Origin of the sequence: Streptomyces sp. S.PB5 (assembly GCF_030403745.1) — a bacterium.
In the GTDB taxonomy this organism is placed as follows: domain Bacteria; phylum Actinomycetota; class Actinomycetes; order Streptomycetales; family Streptomycetaceae; genus Streptomyces.
In genome coordinates this window covers 458,564-475,853 of sequence record NZ_JAQMWP010000003.1, presented here as the reverse complement: position 1 = coordinate 475,853, position 17,290 = coordinate 458,564, and the positions used below count along the sequence as shown (strand labels likewise).

Here is a 17,290-nt window from a genome sequence, read left to right as displayed (position 1 = left end):
CCTGCCGGAGGCCCCCGCGCACGGCCTGTCGGGCAGAGCCGGTTGCGAAGGTCGGCCGCGAGCCATCCCGGAGGTCGACCGCGAGCCGTCGCAGGGGTCAGGCGCCCAGCGTCTCGCCCTCGCCGATCCGCACGCCACGCGCCCAGTCGGCGGCCTTCATCGGCTTCTTGCCCTGGGCCTGCACCCACAGCAGCTCGACCGCGTAGGAGCCGGTGCCGACGTGGACGTTGTTCTTGCCGACGGCCAGCTGCCCGGGGGCCAGGCCGGTGCGGTCGGGCACCGGCTGCACCTGGATGAGCTTGAGCCGTTCGCCGCGGAACACGGTCCAGGCACCCGGCGCAGGCGTGCACCCGCGCACGACCCGGTCGACCCGCAGCGCGGGCGTGGCCCAGTCGACCTGCGCGTCCTCGACGGTGATCTTCGGGGCGAGGGTGATGCCCTCGGCAGGCTGCGATACGGCCTTCAGGGTGCCGTCCTCGATCCCGTCCATGGTCGCCGCGAGCAGCCCGGCGCCGGCGAAGGCGAGCCGGGTGAGCAGGTCGCCGCTGGTGTCGGTGTGCCGGATCTCCTCGGTGACGGTGCCGTAGACGGGCCCGGAGTCGAGGCCCTCCTCGATCAGGAAGGTGGAGGCACCGGTGATCTCGTCGCCCGCCATGATGGAGTGCTGCACGGGTGCGGCCCCACGCCAGGCGGGCAGCAGCGAGAAGTGCAGATTGACCCATCCATGGGCGGGCACATCGAGCGCCACGCGCGGCAGCAACGCCCCGTAGGCGACGACGGGACAGCAGTCGGGCGCGATCTCCCGCAGCCGCTCCAGAAACTCCGGGTCCCGCGGCTTCACGGGCTTCAGCACCTCGATGCCCGCCTCCTCGGCCCGCTCGGCCACCGGACTCGCGATCAGCCTGCGTCCACGCCCGGCCGGCGCGTCGGGCCGCGTGACGACGGCGGCCACCTCGTGACGCCCGGAGGCGATCAGGGCGTCCAGTGCGGGAACGGCGACCTCGGGGGTACCGGCGAAGACGAGCTTCATGGGTGGGTTCGGGCCTCTCGGGCGGGGGCGGTGCGGGCAACGCACAAGTCTATGACCACGGAAGGAAATACCGCCGACGGCGAGCTCGGCCGAGGACGTCACCGGCACCGAGGCGCGCACTCGCCTCCCGGGGCGCACGCATATGCCGCTGCGCCCCCAATGCGTGACCCGTGGAGCGATCCCGCGTTGGTCAAGAAAGAGTTGACCACTTCGGGCCGCAGTCGCGGCCCGATCCTTTTCATCGCCGGTTCGAGAGGCTTGTTCATGGCCGACCACGCAACCCACGACGCCCAGGCTCGGGCCAGCCTGCACTTGCTGGTGCGGGACATCGAGCGGGTCCGCCGGCAGGTGGACGCGCTGCGCACACTCACCGCCCAGCTGGGGAACGTCTACCGCCCGCGCCGCTCCGGCCCCTCCACGGGCTTCGTCGTCTACGGACGCGCTCCTGCCCCGACGGTCCGTCTCGCGCAGGAGCTGCGGGACAGCGTCGAGACCCTGGTGACGGCCGCGGTCGACTTCGACCGCTCGCTCGGCTTCTCGTGGGACGCGGTGGGCTCGGCCCTCGGCGTCACCAAACAGGCGGTTCACCGCCGCTACGGCGCCCGCCGCGCCGCAGCCCAGGCCGCCGCCGAGGCCGAGCGCGCCACGGACCCGTCGGCCACCCGCACCGTCAGTGTCAACACCGGCATGCCCACCATGCCGACGGTCCCCGCGGCCCGCTCCATGCCGACCCAGCCCACAGCAGGCAGCCCCACCCTCCGGGACGAGGTCAGACCCACAGCCTTCCCGGGCCCCCGCAACGGCTGACACAAGGGGGGTTCCCCGCTCGCACTGCCCGCCGACGCCGACCGCCCCTCTTCGGCCTGCCATCCGGCAGCGGGCCTGCCCTCGGGGCTGCCACCCGATACCGGACCTGTCCCTCGGGTGCCGCCCGAAACCGGGCGCGCCCTTCCAGGCTGCCACTCGACGCCGGCCTTGCCCCCTTCGGGCCGTCCTGCAAGGTCGGCCCCTGCCCTCTCAGCTGTCCTGGGCCACCAGTTCCTGCCCTCCCGGGACGCCCTGGGAGGGCAGACGCATGCTGGGACGGCTCCGAGTGAGCAGTTGGTGATCCTGTCCTCCCCCGCCCAACCCACCCACCGCCAACGGCCCGCCGCCGACAGCGCTCCCCGCCACCCCACGGGAACCACCCGCACCTGACGACGAAGCAGCACGGGTGCTGCGGACGGGAAATCCAAACCCCAACCCGCCCACACCCGTCACCCGATGTCAGGCGGATCAATCCGCACCCGCACCGCAACCTCTCCACTCCCCCGGGCCATCCGCGCAGCCTGCGCAGCCTTCAACGCGGAAGCCAACGCCGCGCCCTTCCCCGGCGGCACCCGCACCAACGCCCGCTCCCACTGCTCCCCAGGCGGCGGCGCCCCCACTCGTCGCGGCCCCCGCACAGCCGTCACCGCCATGGGCACAGGCCCCAACACCTCCGCCTCCTCCGGAAGTTCCACCGCCCCGAGAAACGCAGCGACCGCCTCCCCCGTCCCCGACACCGCCGCCATCCGGGACACCGGCGGAAACCCCAGCTCCGCCCGCTCGGAGAGCTCCCGCACCGCATGCCCCACGGGATCCCACCGCACCAACGCCTGCACAGGCCGCAACGTGGGCTCGGCAACGACCACCACGGTCCCCCCGGCCCCCTGCGGCCGCACCAGCGCCGCCGCGGCGATCCACCGCCGCAGCGCATCCTCCCCGGCTCGCAGATCGGGCCGCCCCAGCATGGCCCACCCATCGAGCAGCAACGCCGCCGCGTACCCGCCCTCGGCCACCGGCTCGGCCCCCGGCGTACTCACCACCAGCGCAGGGGCCCCCGGCACGGTGTCCAGCACATGCTCCCGCCCGGACGTCCGCACCGGCACGGCCGGAAACGCCCGCCCCAGCTCCTCGGCGGTCCGCCGAGCCCCGACCACCTGAGCCCGCAGCCGGAACCCCCCGCACTCGGCACAGTGCCAGGAACCCTCCGCACGCCCGCACCACCCGCACTCAAGGGCGTCCACACCCTCCTGAGCCTCAAGCGGCCCAGAACAGTGCCGACACCGCGCAGGCGCCCGACAGTTGGCACAGGCCATCCGCGGCACGTACCCCCGCCGCGGCACCTGCACCAGCACCGGCCCGTGCTTCAGCCCCTCCCTGACGGCCTGCCAGGCAAGGGTCGGCAGCCGAGCGGCGCGTGCGGCTTCGTCCCGGGCCAGATCGCCGTCCCCGACGGTCCGTACGAGCGGCGCGGCCCCCCGCACCTGCTCCCGCGTGGCGACGAGCGGCAGAGCCCACCCGCTCTCCACGAGCTGCGCGGCCTCGACGGTGCAGCTCCAGCTCCCCAGCAGAAACCCGCACCTGTCCAGTGCGGCCCGCAACAGCAGCACCTCACGGGCATGGGGCTGCGGGGCGTGCGGCTCGCTGTGGCTGTCGTCGCCGTCGTCCCAGATGGCGACCAGCCCGAGATCCCGCACGGGCGCGAACATGGCGGCCCGAGTCCCCACGACGGCCCGCACGGTCCCCCGCCGCACGGCCAGCCATTCCCGATACCGCTTCTCGGGCCCGGCATCAGCGGTCAGAACGGCATGCCGCCCCTCCCCCAGCAGAGAGGTCAGCGCGGCGTCGACACGGGCCACGGCCCGCCCGTCCGGCACCACCACCAGCGCCCCCCGCCCGGACGCCAGCGTGGCGGCGACGGCCCGCGCCACCTCCTCGCTCCACTCGGGCCCGGGCAACGCATTCCAGACGGCCCGAGGCGCCCCTCCAGAGGCCAGCGCCTGCAGGAACGCTCCCCCGCGCTCGTACCGCCCCCAGGACCCGACCTCGGGCATCCCCGGCGGCGGCAGAGCCACACCCGAATCCCGCTGCTCGGCCCGTGCACTGCGCGGCGGCACGGCGAGCTGCAGCACATCGGCGAGACTCCCCGCGTACCGATCGGCGACAGCCCGGGCAAGCCCCAGAAGCTCCGCGCTGAGCACCGGCTCCGGCGACACGACCTGAGCCAGCGCGGCCAACGGCCCGGCGTAGTCGGACTCGGCGACGCGCTCGACGAGAAACCCGTCGATCAGCCCCCCACCCTCACGCCGCCCGTCCCGAACCCGCCCCCGCCCGGCCCCGAACCGGACCCGAACCCGCACCCCGGGCTGCGCCTCGGCATCGAGCTCCTCAGGCACGGCGTAATCGAAGTACCGGTCGAGATGCAGCACACCCTTGTCGACAAGCACCCGAGCAACCGGCAATTCCTTGGCCAGCGCGGCCCCCCGCCAGGTCCGCGGCTTGGCCCGCGGCACCTTCGCCTTCCGCACACTCTCCCGAATGAACGCAAGCTGCTCAGGCCCCGCCCCCTCACCCCCGCCAACCTGCTCGTCCTCGCTGCTCACCCTTGCATTCTTACCAAACAGCACTGACAACCAGCGCCGTCCGAACGCACCGAGGCCCGGCGCCCCCAAGGGGACACCGGGCCTCACAAAATCCGTGGCGCCGAGCCTTACAGCCCCGCCGCCTTGCGCAGCGCGTCCACGCGGTCCGTCTTCTCCCACGTGAAGTCGGGCAGCTCACGGCCGAAGTGGCCGTACGCGGCGGTCTGGGCGTAGATCGGGCGGAGCAGGTCGAGGTCGCGGATGATCGCGGCCGGGCGGAGGTCGAAGACCTCGTCGATGGCCTTCTCGATCTTGTCGGTGTCGACCTTGGCGGTGCCGAAGGTCTCGACGAAGAGACCGACGGGCTCGGCCTTGCCGATGGCGTAGGCGACCTGGACCTCGCAGCGGGAGGCAAGGCCCGCCGCGACGACGTTCTTCGCGACCCAGCGCATGGCGTACGCGGCCGAACGGTCCACCTTGGACGGGTCCTTGCCGGAGAAGGCACCGCCACCGTGACGGGCCATGCCGCCGTAGGTGTCGATGATGATCTTGCGGCCGGTGAGGCCGGCGTCGCCCATCGGACCGCCGATCTCGAAACGACCGGTCGGGTTGACCAGGAGACGGTAGCCGTCGGTGTCGAGCTTGATGCCCTCGTCGAGGAGCGCCTTGAGCTCCGGCTCCACGACGAACTCGCGGATGTCGGGAGCGAGCAGCGACTCCAGGTCGATGTCCGAGGCGTGCTGCGAGGAGACCACGACGGTGTCGAGGCGGACGGCCTTGTCGCCGTCGTACTCGATGGTGACCTGCGTCTTGCCGTCGGGACGCAGGTAGGGGATCGTGCCGTTCTTGCGGACCTCGGACAGACGGTTCGACAGACGGTGCGCCAGGAAGATCGGCAGCGGCATCAGCGTCGGCGTCTCGTCCGTCGCGTAACCGAACATCAGACCCTGGTCGCCCGCGCCCTGCTTGTCCAGCTCGTCCTCATCGCCCTCGACCCGGGACTCGTACGCCGTGTCGACACCCTGCGCGATGTCCGGCGACTGCGCGCCGATGGACACCGACACACCACAGGAGGCGCCGTCGAAGCCCTTCTTCGAGGAGTCGTAGCCGATCTCGAGGATCTTGTCCCGCACCAGCTGGGGGATCGGCGCGTACGCCTTGGTGGTGACCTCACCGGCCACGTGCACCAGACCGGTCGTGATCAGGGTCTCGACCGCGACCCGGGAGGCCGGGTCCTCCTTCAGCAGGGCGTCGAGGATGGTGTCGCTGATCTGGTCAGCGATCTTGTCGGGGTGACCCTCGGTCACGGACTCCGAGGTGAACAGACGACGGGACACAACGCTCCCTGGGGTTGCAGCGGCTGCTGGCTGATCATGGGCGGACGGGCTCGGGGGCTGCGCCCGGCATCGTCCGAGAACAGTTTATCGGTCGCGCTCGGCCACGGGCTCACCTGTCTCGACAGTCGGGAGCGCTGTGACCTGCGGCACGGGCATTCTGCCCAATCCCGAGCGGGCTTGGCCAGGGGCGCCACACCTCAATCTGCCCTGCTCGACCGGCGCTCCACCCGCCGAGAACCTTCACTTCAGGCGCTCGACCACCAGATCCCACACGATTTCGGCCAAGGCCTCCTTCGGACCGTGCGGAACCGGTGTCTCGGTGCCGTCGGCGCCCAGCACCACTGCTTCGTTCTCCTCCGCCCCGAAAGTCTTGCGCTCCCCCACCTCATTGACGACGAGGAGGTCGCAGCCCTTGCGGGCGAGCTTCGTGCGGCCGTTGGCCAGCACGTCGTCGGTCTCGGCGGCGAATCCGACGACGACCTGGCCGGCGCGGGCACGGTCGGCCGAGATCTCGGCCAGGATGTCCGGATTCCGCACCAGGACGATCGGGTCGGGGTCCTGGCCGTCCTTCTTCTTGATCTTTCCGGCCGCGTATGTCTCCGGCCGGAAGTCGGCGACCGCGGCGGCCATGACGACCGCGTCGGCGTCCGCGGCCGCCTTCAGGACGGCTTCCCGCAGCTGTACGGCCGTGCCGACCGGGACGACGTCCACTCCTGCGGGGTCCGGCAGCCCGGTGTTGGCGGAGATGAGCGTCACACGCGCCCCGCGCGCGGCGGCGGTACGGGCGAGGGCGTACCCCTGCTTGCCGGAGGAGCGGTTGCCGAGGAAGCGGACCGGGTCGAGGGGCTCACGGGTGCCGCCGGCGCTGACGACGACATGCCGGCCCCTGAGGTCGGGCTCGGTGACACCGCGGGCGAGGACCCGGCGGCAGACCTCGAAGATCTCTCCCGGGTCGGGCAGCCGGCCCTTGCCGGTGTCGACGCCGGTGAGACGCCCGACGGCCGGTTCGATGACGACCGCGCCCCGGCGGCGCAGGGTGGCCACGTTCTCCTGGGTGGCCGGGTGCTCCCACATCTCCGTGTGCATGGCGGGCGCGAACACGACCGGGCAGCGGGCGGTCAGGAGCGTGTTGGTGAGCAGGTCGTCCGCGAGACCGTGGGCCGCCTTGGCGAGCATGTCGGCGGTGGCGGGGGCGACGATCACCAGGTCGGCGTGCTGCCCGATCCGGACGTGCGGCACCTCGTGGACGTCGTCCCACACCTCGGTCGAGACGGGGTTGCCGGAGAGGGCGGACCAGGTCGCCGCGCCCACGAAGTGCAGCGCGGAAGCGGTGGGGACGACGCGCACGTCATGGCCCGACTCCGTCAGCCTCCGCAGCAGCTCACAGGCCTTGTACGCGGCGATGCCACCGCTGACCCCCAGCACGACCCTCGGCTTGTCCACCAGGTCTCCCATCCCTAGAACCTTGGACTCCATGCTGCATCACAGCGGGGGACGACCCCCGCACCCCCGCGCAGACCACAGGCCCGACAGTCGCGCTGCCGGGCCTGTGGAAAAGCCAGCTCAAAGCCGGAAATACTACTTACTGCGCCGGGCCCTCGACGGCCTCGGACGTCAGCAGACCCGCGTTGATCTCGCGGAGCGCGATCGACAGCGGCTTCTCGTGCACGTGGGTGTCGACGAGCGGACCGACGTACTCGAGGAGGCCCTCGCCGAGCTGCGAGTAGTACGCGTTGATCTGGCGCGCACGCTTGGCCGCGTAGATCACGAGGCTGTACTTCGAGTCGGTGGCCTCGAGGAGCTCGTCGATCGGAGGGTTGATGATGCCCTCGGGCGCGGTGATGGAAGAGGACACGCTCTGCCTTCCGATGGGTGGGAAAGATTCACAGTGGATGACCGGGCCTCGAACGATCAAGGATCGAACGATCAGGCACGATCACACAACGTCCATCAAGGCTAGCAGCTCGCGCGCCACGTCCTCGACGGAGGTGTTGACCAAGGTCACATCGAACTCGGGCTCGGCCGCCAGCTCGACCTTCGCCGCCTCAAGACGGCGCTCGATCACCTCGGGCGGCTCGGTGCCACGTCCCGTGAGCCTGCGCACGAGCTCCTCCCAGGAGGGAGGGGCCAGGAACACCAGCTGGGCGTCCGACATGGACTCGCGGACCTGCCGGGCACCCTGGAGGTCGATCTCCAGCAGGACCGGCTCACCCGCCTCCAGCCGCTCCAGCACCGCGTTGCGCGGAGTGCCGTAGCGGTTGCCGGCGAACTCGGCCCACTCGAGCAGCTCGCCGTTGGCGATCAGCTTGTCCATCTCCTCGTCGCTGACGAAGAAGTAGTGGACACCGTGCTTCTCGCCGGGGCGGGGCCCCCGGGTCGTCGCCGACACCGAGAGCCAGACCTCGGGGTGTTCCTTGCGCATATGGGCGACGACCGTGCTCTTGCCGACCCCTGAGGGGCCGGAGAGCACGGTCAGCCGCGGACGTTCACTCATGCAGCGATTATTCCAGCAATCCCGGAGTGCCCGGGACTCCCGGTCCGGACTGCGCCGGACTCAGGAACCGGTGCTGCCGAACTCACGCTCCAGAGAAGCGATCTGGTTCGAACCGAGACCCCGCACGCGGCGGCTCTCGGAGATGCCCAGACGCTCCATGATCTGCTTGGCGCGGACCTTGCCCACGCCCGGCAGGGACTCGAGCAGGGCGGAGACCTTCATCTTGCCGATGACGTCGTTCTCCTGGCCCTGCTTGATGACCTCGTGAAGAGAGGCGCCGGAGTGCTTGAGTCGATTCTTGACCTCGGCCCGCTCCCGGCGAGCCGCGGCGGCCTTTTCGAGCGCGGCTGCGCGCTGTTCAGGGGTAAGGGGCGGAAGAGCCACGCCTACGTCACCTCGGATGTTGAACTGTCGGATACGGACCGGTGAGGAACCTAGTCGCCCCACACCTGGCGAGCCACGAGCAACACGCTTGCCCGTTGACTCTGCTCGGAGACTAGCGGCCAAGTCCGCCAGAGTCAGCGAGAACAGCGGAAAAGTCCTGGTCAGCCTCCGTCAGGCCGGACATTTCAGACATACTGCCCCGGATTTGAGGATGTATTCAGCCTCAAGTCACCCTGGAAGTACTCATCGGAGGTCTCCCGAGCCCGTCTCGAACGCCCCGCACGACCGTCATGCGACCGTCATACGAGCGCCACGGCAGCCCTGGTCTCCTCCGCGAACCGTTCGGCGGCCCCCCGCAGCGCGCCGACGTCGGGCCCGTGCCGCAGAACGCCCCGGCTGACGTTGGGGACGACGTTGTGCACCACGGCGCCGAACACCTTGGGAAGGTCGGCCGGAGTGGCCCCCTGGGCGCCGATACCGGGCGCGAGGAGCGGACCGTTGATGTCGAGGTCGTAGGACGACAGATCGCCGAGCGTGGCCCCTACGACCGCGCCGAAGGACCCGAGCGGCTCCTCCCCCGTGTTCTCGGCCGCCAGGTGCCCTAGCATCGTCGCGCCGACGTTCCGGCCGTCCGCGCGGATCGCGTGCTGCACCTCGCCGCCCTCGGGGTTGGAGGTCAGCGCGAGCACGAACAGGCCCGCGCCGCTCTCCCGGGCCAGCGCGACCGCCGGCGACAGCGAGCCGTAGCCGAGGTACGGCGAGACGGTCAGCGCGTCCGAGAACAGCGGGGAGTCCTTGTGCAGGAAGGACTCGGCGTACGCGGCCATGGTGGAGCCGATGTCGCCGCGCTTGGCGTCCATGACGACCAGCGCGCCGGCCGCCCGCGCCTGCTCGACCGACTTCTCCAGGACGGCGACACCGCGCGAGCCGAAGCGCTCGAAGAACGCGCTCTGCGGCTTCAGTACGGCGACCCGGTCGGCCAGCGCCTCGACGACTGTGCGGCTGAACCGCTCCAGACCGGCCACGTCGTCGTTCAGACCCCACTCGCTGAGCAGGGAGGCGTGCGGGTCGATGCCGACGCACAGCGGCCCGCGCTCGTCCATGGCGCGACGGAGGCGTGCGCCGAAGGGTGCATGAGAGCTCATGCCGTCTTCCTTACGTCGGCGCCGACCGCGTCGGCGAGCGTGGCGTACGGGCTCGTGCGCAGGCGTGCGGCGAGCCCCTTGTGGATCGCGCGGCTCCAGAAGGGCCCCTCGTAGATGAACGCGCTGTAGCCCTGTACGAGCGTGGCACCGGCGAGGATGCGCTGCCAGACGTCCTCGGCGTCCTCGATGCCGCCGACGCCCACGAGGGTGATCCGGTCGCCCACGCGCGCGTAGAGGCGCCTGAGCACCTCCAGGGAGCGGGCCTTGAGCGGGGCGCCGGACAGGCCGCCGGTCTCCTTGACGAGCGAGGGTTCGGATGTCAGACCGAGGCCCTCGCGCGCGATGGTGGTGTTCGTCGCGATGATCCCGTCCAGACCGAGCTCGACGGCCAGGTCGGCGACGGCGTCGACGTCCTCGTCGGCGAGGTCGGGTGCGATCTTCACCAGGAGCGGGACGCGGCGCGAGGTGACCGTACGGTCGGCGGCCTCGCGGACGGCGCTCAGGAGCGGCCGCAGCGCCTCGGTGGCCTGCAGATTGCGCAGCCCGGGCGTGTTCGGCGAGGAGACGTTCACGACCAGGTAGTCGGCGTACGGCGCGAGCCGCTCGGTCGACTTCACGTAGTCCGCGGCGGCCTCGGCCTCGGGGACGACCTTGGTCTTGCCGATGTTGACGCCCACGACCGTCCTGAAGACGGGCGTACGGGACGCCAGGCGGGCCGCTACGGCCAGCGAGCCCTCGTTGTTGAAGCCCATGCGGTTGATGAGCGCGCGGTCCTTCACGAGCCGGAAGAGGCGCTGCTTGGGGTTGCCGGGCTGGGCCTCCCCGGTGACCGTGCCGATCTCGACGTGGTCGAAGCCGAGCATCGACATGCCGTCGACGGCGACCGCGTTCTTGTCGAAGCCGGCGGCGAGCCCGAAGGGACCGTGCATACGCAGCCCGAAGGCCTCGGTGCGCAGTTCCTCGTAGCGGGGCGCGAGCGCGGCGGCGACGAAGGTGCGCAGCACCGGGATGCGGGCGGCGAGGCGGATCCAGCGGAAGGCCAGGTAGTGAGCCTTCTCGGGGTCCATCCGTTTGAAAACCAGACGGAAGAAAAGCTTGTACATGTCGGTGTCCTCTTGAAGCCTTGTGAGCCCCACGAAGCGTGAGCCTCATGAAGAGGGGGACACCGTTTCCGGTGTCCCCCTCGTCGGCTGCTAGTCGCGGGCCGCGGTCAGGTGTTCCGCGTGTTCCTGGAGCGAGCGGACGCCCACGTCACCGTGGTTGAGGGCGTCGATGCCCTGGACGGCGGCGGCGAGCGCCTGGACCGTCGTCAGGCACGGGACCGACCGCGCCACGGCCGCCGTACGGATCTCGTAGCCGTCGAGGCGGCCGCCGGTGCCGTACGGGGTGTTGACGATGAGGTCGACCTCGCCGTCGTGGATGAGCTGGACGATGGTCTTCTCGCCGCCCGGGCCGGTGCCCTCGAACTGCTTGCGCACCACCGTGGCCTTGATGCCGTTGCGCTTCAGCACCTCGGCGGTGCCGGAGGTGGCGAGCAGCTCGAAGCCGTGGGCGACCAGCTCGCGCGCCGGGAAGATCATCGACCGCTTGTCGCGGTTGGCGACGGAGATGAACGCGCGGCCCTTGGTGGGCAGCGGGCCGTAGGCGCCGGCCTGCGACTTGGCGTACGCCGTGCCGAAGACGGCGTCGATGCCCATGACCTCGCCGGTGGAGCGCATCTCCGGGCCGAGGACCGTGTCGACCCCGCGGCCCTGGACGTCGCGGAAGCGCGACCACGGCATGACCGCCTCCTTGACGGAGATCGGCGCGTCGAACGGCAGCTCGCCGCCGTCGCCGTCGGCCGGGAGCAGCCCCTCGGCGCGCAGTTCGGCGATGGTCGCGCCGAGCGAGATCCGGGCGGCGGCCTTGGCCAGCGGCACCGCGGTCGCCTTCGAGGTGAAGGGGACGGTGCGGGAGGCGCGCGGGTTGGCTTCGAGGACGTAGAGGATGTCGCCGGCCATCGCGAACTGGATGTTGATCAGGCCGCGCACGCCGACGCCCTTGGCGATGGCCTCGGTCGAGGCCCGCAGCCGCTTGATGTCGAAGCCGCCGAGCGTGATCGGGGGCAGCGCGCACGCCGAGTCGCCGGAATGGATGCCGGCCTCCTCGATGTGCTCCATGACGCCGCCGAGGTAGAGCTCCTCGCCGTCGTAGAGGGCGTCGACGTCGATCTCGATCGCGTCGTCGAGGAAGCGGTCGACGAGGACCGGCCGGGAGGGGCTGATCTCCGTCGACTCGGCGATGTAGGAGGCGAGACGGGTCTCGTCGTAGACGATCTCCATGCCGCGGCCGCCGAGGACGTACGACGGCCGGACGAGGACCGGGTAGCCGATCTCGTCGGCGATGGCCTTGGCCTCGGCGAAGGTGGTCGCGGTGCCGTGCTTGGGGGCCGGGAGGCCCGCCTCGGCGAGGACCCGGCCGAAGGCACCGCGGTCCTCGGCGGCGTGGATCGCCTCCGGGGACGTACCGACGATCGGCACGCCGTTGTCCTTGAGCGCCTGCGACAGGCCCAGCGGGGTCTGGCCGCCGAGCTGGACGACCACGCCGGCGATCGGGCCCGCGAGGGACTCCGCGTGGACGATCTCCAGCACGTCTTCCAGCGTCAGCGGCTCGAAGTACAGGCGGTCGGAGGTGTCGTAGTCCGTGGAGACGGTCTCGGGGTTGCAGTTGACCATCACGGTCTCGTAGCCGGCGTCGCTCAGCGCGAAGGAGGCGTGGACGCAGGAGTAGTCGAACTCGATGCCCTGGCCGATGCGGTTGGGGCCGGAGCCGAGGATGATGACCGCGGGCTTCTCGCGGGGCGCGACCTCGGTCTCCTCGTCGTAGGAGGAGTAGAAGTACGGCGTCTTCGCGGCGAACTCGGCGGCGCAGGTGTCGACCGTCTTGTACACCGGGCGGATGCCGAGCGCGTGCCGCACCTCGCGGACGACGTCCTCGCGCAGACCGCGGATCTCGCCGATCTGCTGGTCGGAGAAGCCGTGGCGCTTGGCCTCGGCGATGAGGTCCCGGGTCAGCTCCGGCGCCTCGGCGAGCTCGTCGGCGATCTCCTTGATGAGGAAGAGCTGGTCGACGAACCAGGGGTCGATCTTCGTGTACTCGAAGACCTCCTCCTGCGTGGCGCCCGCGCGGATGGCCTGCATGACGGTGTTGATCCGGCCGTCGGTGGGCCGGACGGACTCCGCGAGCAGCGCCTGCTTGTCGCCGGGGTCGCCGACGAAGGTGAACTGGCTGCCCTTCTTCTCCAGCGAGCGCAGCGCCTTCTGGAAGGCCTCGGTGAAGTTGCGGCCGATGGCCATGGCCTCGCCGACCGACTTCATGGTCGTGGTCAGCGTGGAGTCGGCCTGCGGGAACTTCTCGAAGGCGAAACGCGGGGCCTTGACGACCACGTAGTCGAGCGTGGGCTCGAAGGAGGCCGGGGTCTCCTGCGTGATGTCGTTCGGGATCTCGTCGAGGGTGTAGCCGACGGCGAGCTTGGCGGCGATCTTGGCGATCGGGAAGCCGGTCGCCTTGGAGGCGAGGGCCGAGGAGCGCGACACGCGCGGGTTCATCTCGATGACGATCACGCGGCCGTCCTCGGGGTTCACCGCGAACTGGATGTTGCAGCCGCCGGTGTCGACGCCGACCTCGCGGATCACGGCGATGCCGATGTCGCGCAGGATCTGGTACTCGCGGTCGGTCAGCGTCATCGCCGGGGCGACGGTGATCGAGTCGCCGGTGTGCACGCCCATCGGGTCGAAGTTCTCGATGGAGCAGACGACCACGACGTTGTCGTGCTTGTCGCGCATCAGCTCCAGCTCGTACTCCTTCCAGCCGAGGATGGACTCCTCCAGGAGCACCTCGGTGGTCGGGGAGAGCGTGAGGCCCTGGCCCGCGATGCGGCGCAGCTCCTCCTCGTCGTGGGCGAAGCCGGAGCCGGCGCCGCCCATGGTGAAGGACGGGCGGACGACGACCGGGTAGCCGCCGAGGGTCTCGACGCCCTTGAGGACGTCGTCCATGGAGTGGCAGATGACCGAGCGGGCGGACTCGCCGTGCCCGATCTTCTTGCGGACCTCCTCGACGACGTCCTTGAACAGGTCGCGGTCCTCGCCCTTGTTGATGGCCTCGACGTTGGCGCCGATCAGCTCGACGCCGTACTTCTCCAGCGTGCCCGCCTGGTGCAGCGAGATCGCCGTGTTCAGGGCCGTCTGGCCGCCCAGGGTGGGCAGCAGGGCGTCGGGGCGCTCCTTGGCGATGATCTTCTCGACGAACTCCGGGGTGATCGGCTCGACGTAGGTGGCGTCGGCGATCTCCGGGTCGGTCATGATCGTCGCCGGGTTGGAGTTGACGAGGATGACCCGCAGGCCCTCGGCGCGCAGGATGCGGCACGCCTGGGTGCCGGAGTAGTCGAACTCGGCGGCCTGGCCGATGACGATCGGGCCGGAGCCGATGACCAGGACGGACTGGATATCGGTGCGCTTAGGCACGCTGGCCCTCCATGAGCTGTACGAAGCGGTCGAACAGGTAGGCGGCGTCGTGCGGGCCCGCTGCCGCTTCGGGGTGGTACTGGACGCTGAAGGCCGGGCGGTCGAGCAGTTGGAGGCCCTCCACCACGTTGTCGTTGAGGCACACGTGGGAGACCTCGGCGCGGCCGTAGGGGGTCTCGGAGACCTTGTCGGTCGGGGCGTCGACGGCGAAGCCGTGGTTGTGCGCGGTGACCTCGACCTTGCCGGTCGTACGGTCCTGCACCGGCTGGTTGATGCCGCGGTGGCCGTACTTCAGCTTGTAGGTGCCGAAGCCGAGCGCGCGGCCCAGGATCTGGTTGCCGAAGCAGATGCCGAAGAGCGGGGTGCCGCGCTCCAGGACCGCCTGCATGACGGCGACCGGGTGGTCGGCGGTGGCCGGGTCACCGGGGCCGTTGGAGAAGAAGACGCCGTCCGGGTTCACGGCGTAGATGTCCTCGGCGGTGGCCGTGGCGGGCAGGACGTGCACCTCGATGCCGCGCTCGGCCATGCGGTGCGGGGTCATGCCCTTGATGCCGAGGTCGACGGCGGCGACGGTGAACTTCTTCGTGCCGATCGCCGGGACGACGTACGCCTCCTTGGTGGCGACCTCGGCGGAGAGGTTCGCGCCCTTCATCTGGGGCTGCTCCTGCACCTTGGAGAGCAGGGCCTCGTCGCGGACGCCGGCCCACTGCTCGCCGGAGAAGATGCCGACGCGCATGGCGCCGCGCTCGCGCAGATGGCGGGTCAGGGCGCGGGTGTCGATGCCGGAGATGCCGACGACGCCCTGCCGCTCCAGTTCCTCGTCCAGCGAGCGCCGGGAGCGCCAGTTGGAGGGCACGCGCGCGGGGTCGCGCACGACGTAACCGCTCACCCAGATCCGCGCGGACTCGGGGTCCTCGTCGTTGACCCCGGTGTTGCCGACGTGCGGGGCGGTCATCACGACGACCTGGCGGTGGTACGACGGGTCGGTCAGGGTCTCCTGGTAGCCGGTCATGCCGGTGGAGAACACGGCCTCGCCGAAGGTCTCCCCCACGGCCCCGTAGGCGCGGCCGCGGAAGATCCGGCCGTCCTCCAGGACGAGTACCGCAGGAGCCTTCGAGGCTCCCCTAGTGGAGGTCGTCATCGTGCGCCTTCCGTTTCCGTCTTCTTGTTGATCATGGAGTTAATGACGTCGACCCACTCGTTGTGCTCGGCCGCGCGGTCGGAGCGGAACCCGGAGTCGATCAGCCGCTCCCCGTGCTGCCAGGTCACGACCAGCAGCCCGCCCTCGGTGAGGACCTTGCCGGCGATGCCCTTGTCGAGCCGGGCCTCGCGCAGCGCGGCGACGGGCACGAAGAAGTCGGCCGCACCGGGGCGTACGACGTCCAGTCCCGCATCCGTCAGCGTGAGCTCGACCCGGCTGCGGGTGCCGAGTCCGTGCGCCACGATGCGGTCGAGCCACTGCCCGGCGGTGGTGGAGCCGTGGTAGCGGCCGCTCATCGTCAGTTTCGCCGCACCGAGGTCTTCCGGCGCGTCGAGGAGCTCGGGCAGATCGCCCTGGAGCGTGCCGCGCCACTTCCAGCCCTCGCGCATCAGCCAGTAGATGAGCGCGACGAACAGCGCCAGCCCGACGAGCCAGCCGACACGGGCGGCCCAGTCGGTGACCTCAGCCGATTTCTGCTCGGCGGCGAGATCGGCGGCCAGCAGGATTACAGGTGCAGGTGTCACGTGAGCTTCCCGTCGACGAGCGTGGCCTTGCCCCGGAGCCACGTGTGCGTCACACGGCCCGGCAGCTCACGCCCCTCGTACGGGGTGTTCCGGCTGCGCGAGGCGAAGCCCGCGGGGTCCACGTCCCCACGGTATTCCGTGTCGACGAGCGTGAGGTTGGCGGGCTCACCTGCCGAGACGGGACGGCCGTGACCCTTGGCCTGCCCGATCCGGGCGGGCTTGAAGGACATGCGGTCGGCGACCCCGGCCCAGGTGAGGAGCCCGGTGTCCACCATGGTCTCCTGCACCACTGACAACGCGGTCTCCAGGCCCACCATCCCCATGGCGGCCGCGGCCCACTCGCAGTCCTTGTCCTCGTGCGGGTGCGGGGCGTGGTCGGTGGCGACGATGTCGATCGTGCCGTCGGCGAGCGCCTCGCGCAGGGCGAGCACGTCGCGCTCGGTGCGCAGCGGCGGGTTCACCTTGTAGACGGGGTTGTACGTCCGGACCAGCTCGTCGGTGAGGAGCAGGTGGTGCGGGGTGACCTCGGCGGTGACGTCGATGCCGCGGGACTTGGCCCAGCGGACGATCTCGACGGACCCGGCGGTCGACAGGTGGCAGATGTGGACCCGCGAACCCACGTGCTCGGCGAGCAGGACATCCCGGGCGATGATCGATTCTTCGGCCACCGCGGGCCAGCCCCCGAGCCCCAGCTCGGCGGAGACGATGCCCTCGTTCATCTGGGCGCCCTCGGTCAGCCGCGGCTCCTGCGCGTGCTGGGCGACGACCCCGCCGAAGGCCTTCACGTACTCCAGCGCGCGCCGCATGATCACGGCGTCGTCGACGCACTTGCCGTCGTCGGAGAAGACGGTGACACCGGCGGCCGACTCGTGCATGGCACCCAGCTCGGCGAGCTTCTTGCCCTCCAGACCGACGGTCACGGCGCCGATGGGCTGCACATCGCAGTACCCGTGCTCCTGGCCGAGCCGGTAGACCTGCTCGACGACACCGGCGGTGTCGGCGACCGGGAAGGTGTTGGCCATGGCGAAGACGGCCGTGTAGCCGCCGGAGGCCGCCGCGCGCGTGCCGGTCAGCACGGTCTCGGAGTCCTCACGCCCGGGCTCGCGCAGATGGGTGTGCAGGTCGACGAGCCCCGGCAGCAGCACCTTGCCTCCGGCCTCGACGACCTCGGCGCCCTCGTCGGACAGGCCGACGCCCACCTCGGCGATCGTCGAACCGTCGATCAGCACGTCCTGCGGCTCGCCGCCGAGCACCTTCGCACCACGGATCAGGATCTTGCTCATGGTC

At 70.7% G+C, this 17,290-nt stretch carries 14 protein-coding genes; 1 reads left to right on the top strand and 13 read right to left on the bottom strand.

Translation table 11 applies throughout. The features are described from left to right. Positions 1–97: 97 nt before the first annotated feature. A complete protein-coding gene (gene fmt / locus PH203_RS11035; RefSeq protein ID WP_289919226.1) occupies positions 98–1,030 on the bottom strand; it encodes a methionyl-tRNA formyltransferase in 933 nt (310 codons plus the stop codon). A 264-nt stretch (positions 1,031–1,294) separates the two neighbouring features. Between fmt and PH203_RS11030 the strand changes: the two genes are divergently transcribed. After that, entirely contained in the window at positions 1,295–1,837 is a 543-nt protein-coding gene (locus PH203_RS11030; RefSeq protein WP_289919225.1) for a hypothetical protein, read from the top strand. Positions 1,838–2,286: 449 nt separating this feature from the next. Here the strand turns inward: PH203_RS11030 and PH203_RS11025 are convergent, their stop codons facing one another. From PH203_RS11025 to PH203_RS10970, 12 genes are all read right to left on the bottom strand, one after another. Further along, the gene (locus PH203_RS11025; RefSeq protein ID WP_289919224.1) at positions 2,287–4,437 is read right to left on the bottom strand and encodes a primosomal protein N'; all 2,151 of its coding nucleotides are present in this window, start codon (positions 4,435–4,437) and stop codon (positions 2,287–2,289) included. A gap of 107 nt (positions 4,438–4,544) precedes the next feature. Further along, positions 4,545–5,753, bottom strand: coding sequence for a methionine adenosyltransferase (gene metK, locus PH203_RS11020; protein WP_289919223.1), 1,209 nt, complete (start codon positions 5,751–5,753; stop codon positions 4,545–4,547). 240 nt (positions 5,754–5,993) lie between these two features. Then, positions 5,994–7,196, bottom strand: a complete 1,203-nt coding sequence (coaBC, locus tag PH203_RS11015) for a bifunctional phosphopantothenoylcysteine decarboxylase/phosphopantothenate--cysteine ligase CoaBC (RefSeq protein WP_289919456.1) — start codon at positions 7,194–7,196, stop codon at positions 5,994–5,996. 139 nt (positions 7,197–7,335) lie between these two features. Next, on the bottom strand, positions 7,336–7,608 hold the full coding sequence (rpoZ, locus tag PH203_RS11010) for a DNA-directed RNA polymerase subunit omega (RefSeq protein ID WP_003982715.1): 273 nt from the start codon (positions 7,606–7,608) through the stop codon (positions 7,336–7,338). A gap of 81 nt (positions 7,609–7,689) precedes the next feature. After that, on the bottom strand, positions 7,690–8,247 hold the full coding sequence (gene gmk / locus PH203_RS11005; RefSeq protein WP_289919172.1) for a guanylate kinase: 558 nt from the start codon (positions 8,245–8,247) through the stop codon (positions 7,690–7,692). Between the two features lie 60 nt (positions 8,248–8,307). Then, the gene (locus tag PH203_RS11000) at positions 8,308–8,631 is read right to left on the bottom strand and encodes an integration host factor (protein WP_003977346.1); all 324 of its coding nucleotides are present in this window, start codon (positions 8,629–8,631) and stop codon (positions 8,308–8,310) included. Positions 8,632–8,930: 299 nt separating this feature from the next. Further along, positions 8,931–9,776, bottom strand: a complete 846-nt coding sequence (gene pyrF, locus PH203_RS10995) for an orotidine-5'-phosphate decarboxylase (protein ID WP_289919170.1) — start codon at positions 9,774–9,776, stop codon at positions 8,931–8,933. Next, positions 9,773–10,879 (bottom strand): quinone-dependent dihydroorotate dehydrogenase, encoded by a 1,107-nt coding sequence (locus PH203_RS10990; RefSeq protein WP_289919167.1) that lies wholly within the window; start codon positions 10,877–10,879, stop codon positions 9,773–9,775. The genes pyrF and PH203_RS10990 overlap by 4 nt, the downstream gene beginning before the upstream one ends. Positions 10,880–10,969: 90 nt before the next feature. After that, the gene (carB, locus tag PH203_RS10985) at positions 10,970–14,278 is read right to left on the bottom strand and encodes a carbamoyl-phosphate synthase large subunit (RefSeq protein WP_289919166.1); all 3,309 of its coding nucleotides are present in this window, start codon (positions 14,276–14,278) and stop codon (positions 10,970–10,972) included. Next, complete coding sequence (gene carA, locus PH203_RS10980) at positions 14,271–15,419, bottom strand: glutamine-hydrolyzing carbamoyl-phosphate synthase small subunit (RefSeq protein WP_289919164.1); 1,149 nt, start codon at positions 15,417–15,419, stop codon at positions 14,271–14,273. Before carA ends, carB begins: the two co-directional genes overlap by 8 nt. Beyond that, positions 15,416–16,003: a hypothetical protein gene (locus PH203_RS10975; RefSeq protein WP_289919163.1), complete on the bottom strand. Its 588-nt coding sequence runs from the start codon at positions 16,001–16,003 to the stop codon at positions 15,416–15,418. The genes carA and PH203_RS10975 overlap by 4 nt, the downstream gene beginning before the upstream one ends. After that, positions 16,000–17,286, bottom strand: a complete 1,287-nt coding sequence (locus PH203_RS10970) for a dihydroorotase (RefSeq protein ID WP_289919162.1) — start codon at positions 17,284–17,286, stop codon at positions 16,000–16,002. Before PH203_RS10970 ends, PH203_RS10975 begins: the two co-directional genes overlap by 4 nt. Between the last annotated feature and the right edge of the window lie 4 nt (positions 17,287–17,290).

Bases quoted from the DNA above. Each gene is read 5' to 3' on its own strand.
- fmt (WP_289919226.1), bottom strand. From the start codon at position 1,030: ATGAAGCTCGTCTTCGCCGGTACCCCCGAGGTCGCCGTTCCCGCACTG.
- PH203_RS11030 (WP_289919225.1), top strand. From the start codon at position 1,295: ATGGCCGACCACGCAACCCACGACGCCCAGGCTCGGGCCAGCCTGCAC.
- gmk (WP_289919172.1), bottom strand. From the start codon at position 8,247: ATGAGTGAACGTCCGCGGCTGACCGTGCTCTCCGGCCCCTCAGGGGTC.
- pyrF (WP_289919170.1), bottom strand. From the start codon at position 9,776: ATGAGCTCTCATGCACCCTTCGGCGCACGCCTCCGTCGCGCCATGGAC.
- PH203_RS10990 (WP_289919167.1), bottom strand. From the start codon at position 10,879: ATGTACAAGCTTTTCTTCCGTCTGGTTTTCAAACGGATGGACCCCGAG.
- carA (WP_289919164.1), bottom strand. From the start codon at position 15,419: ATGACGACCTCCACTAGGGGAGCCTCGAAGGCTCCTGCGGTACTCGTC.
- PH203_RS10970 (WP_289919162.1), bottom strand. From the start codon at position 17,286: ATGAGCAAGATCCTGATCCGTGGTGCGAAGGTGCTCGGCGGCGAGCCG.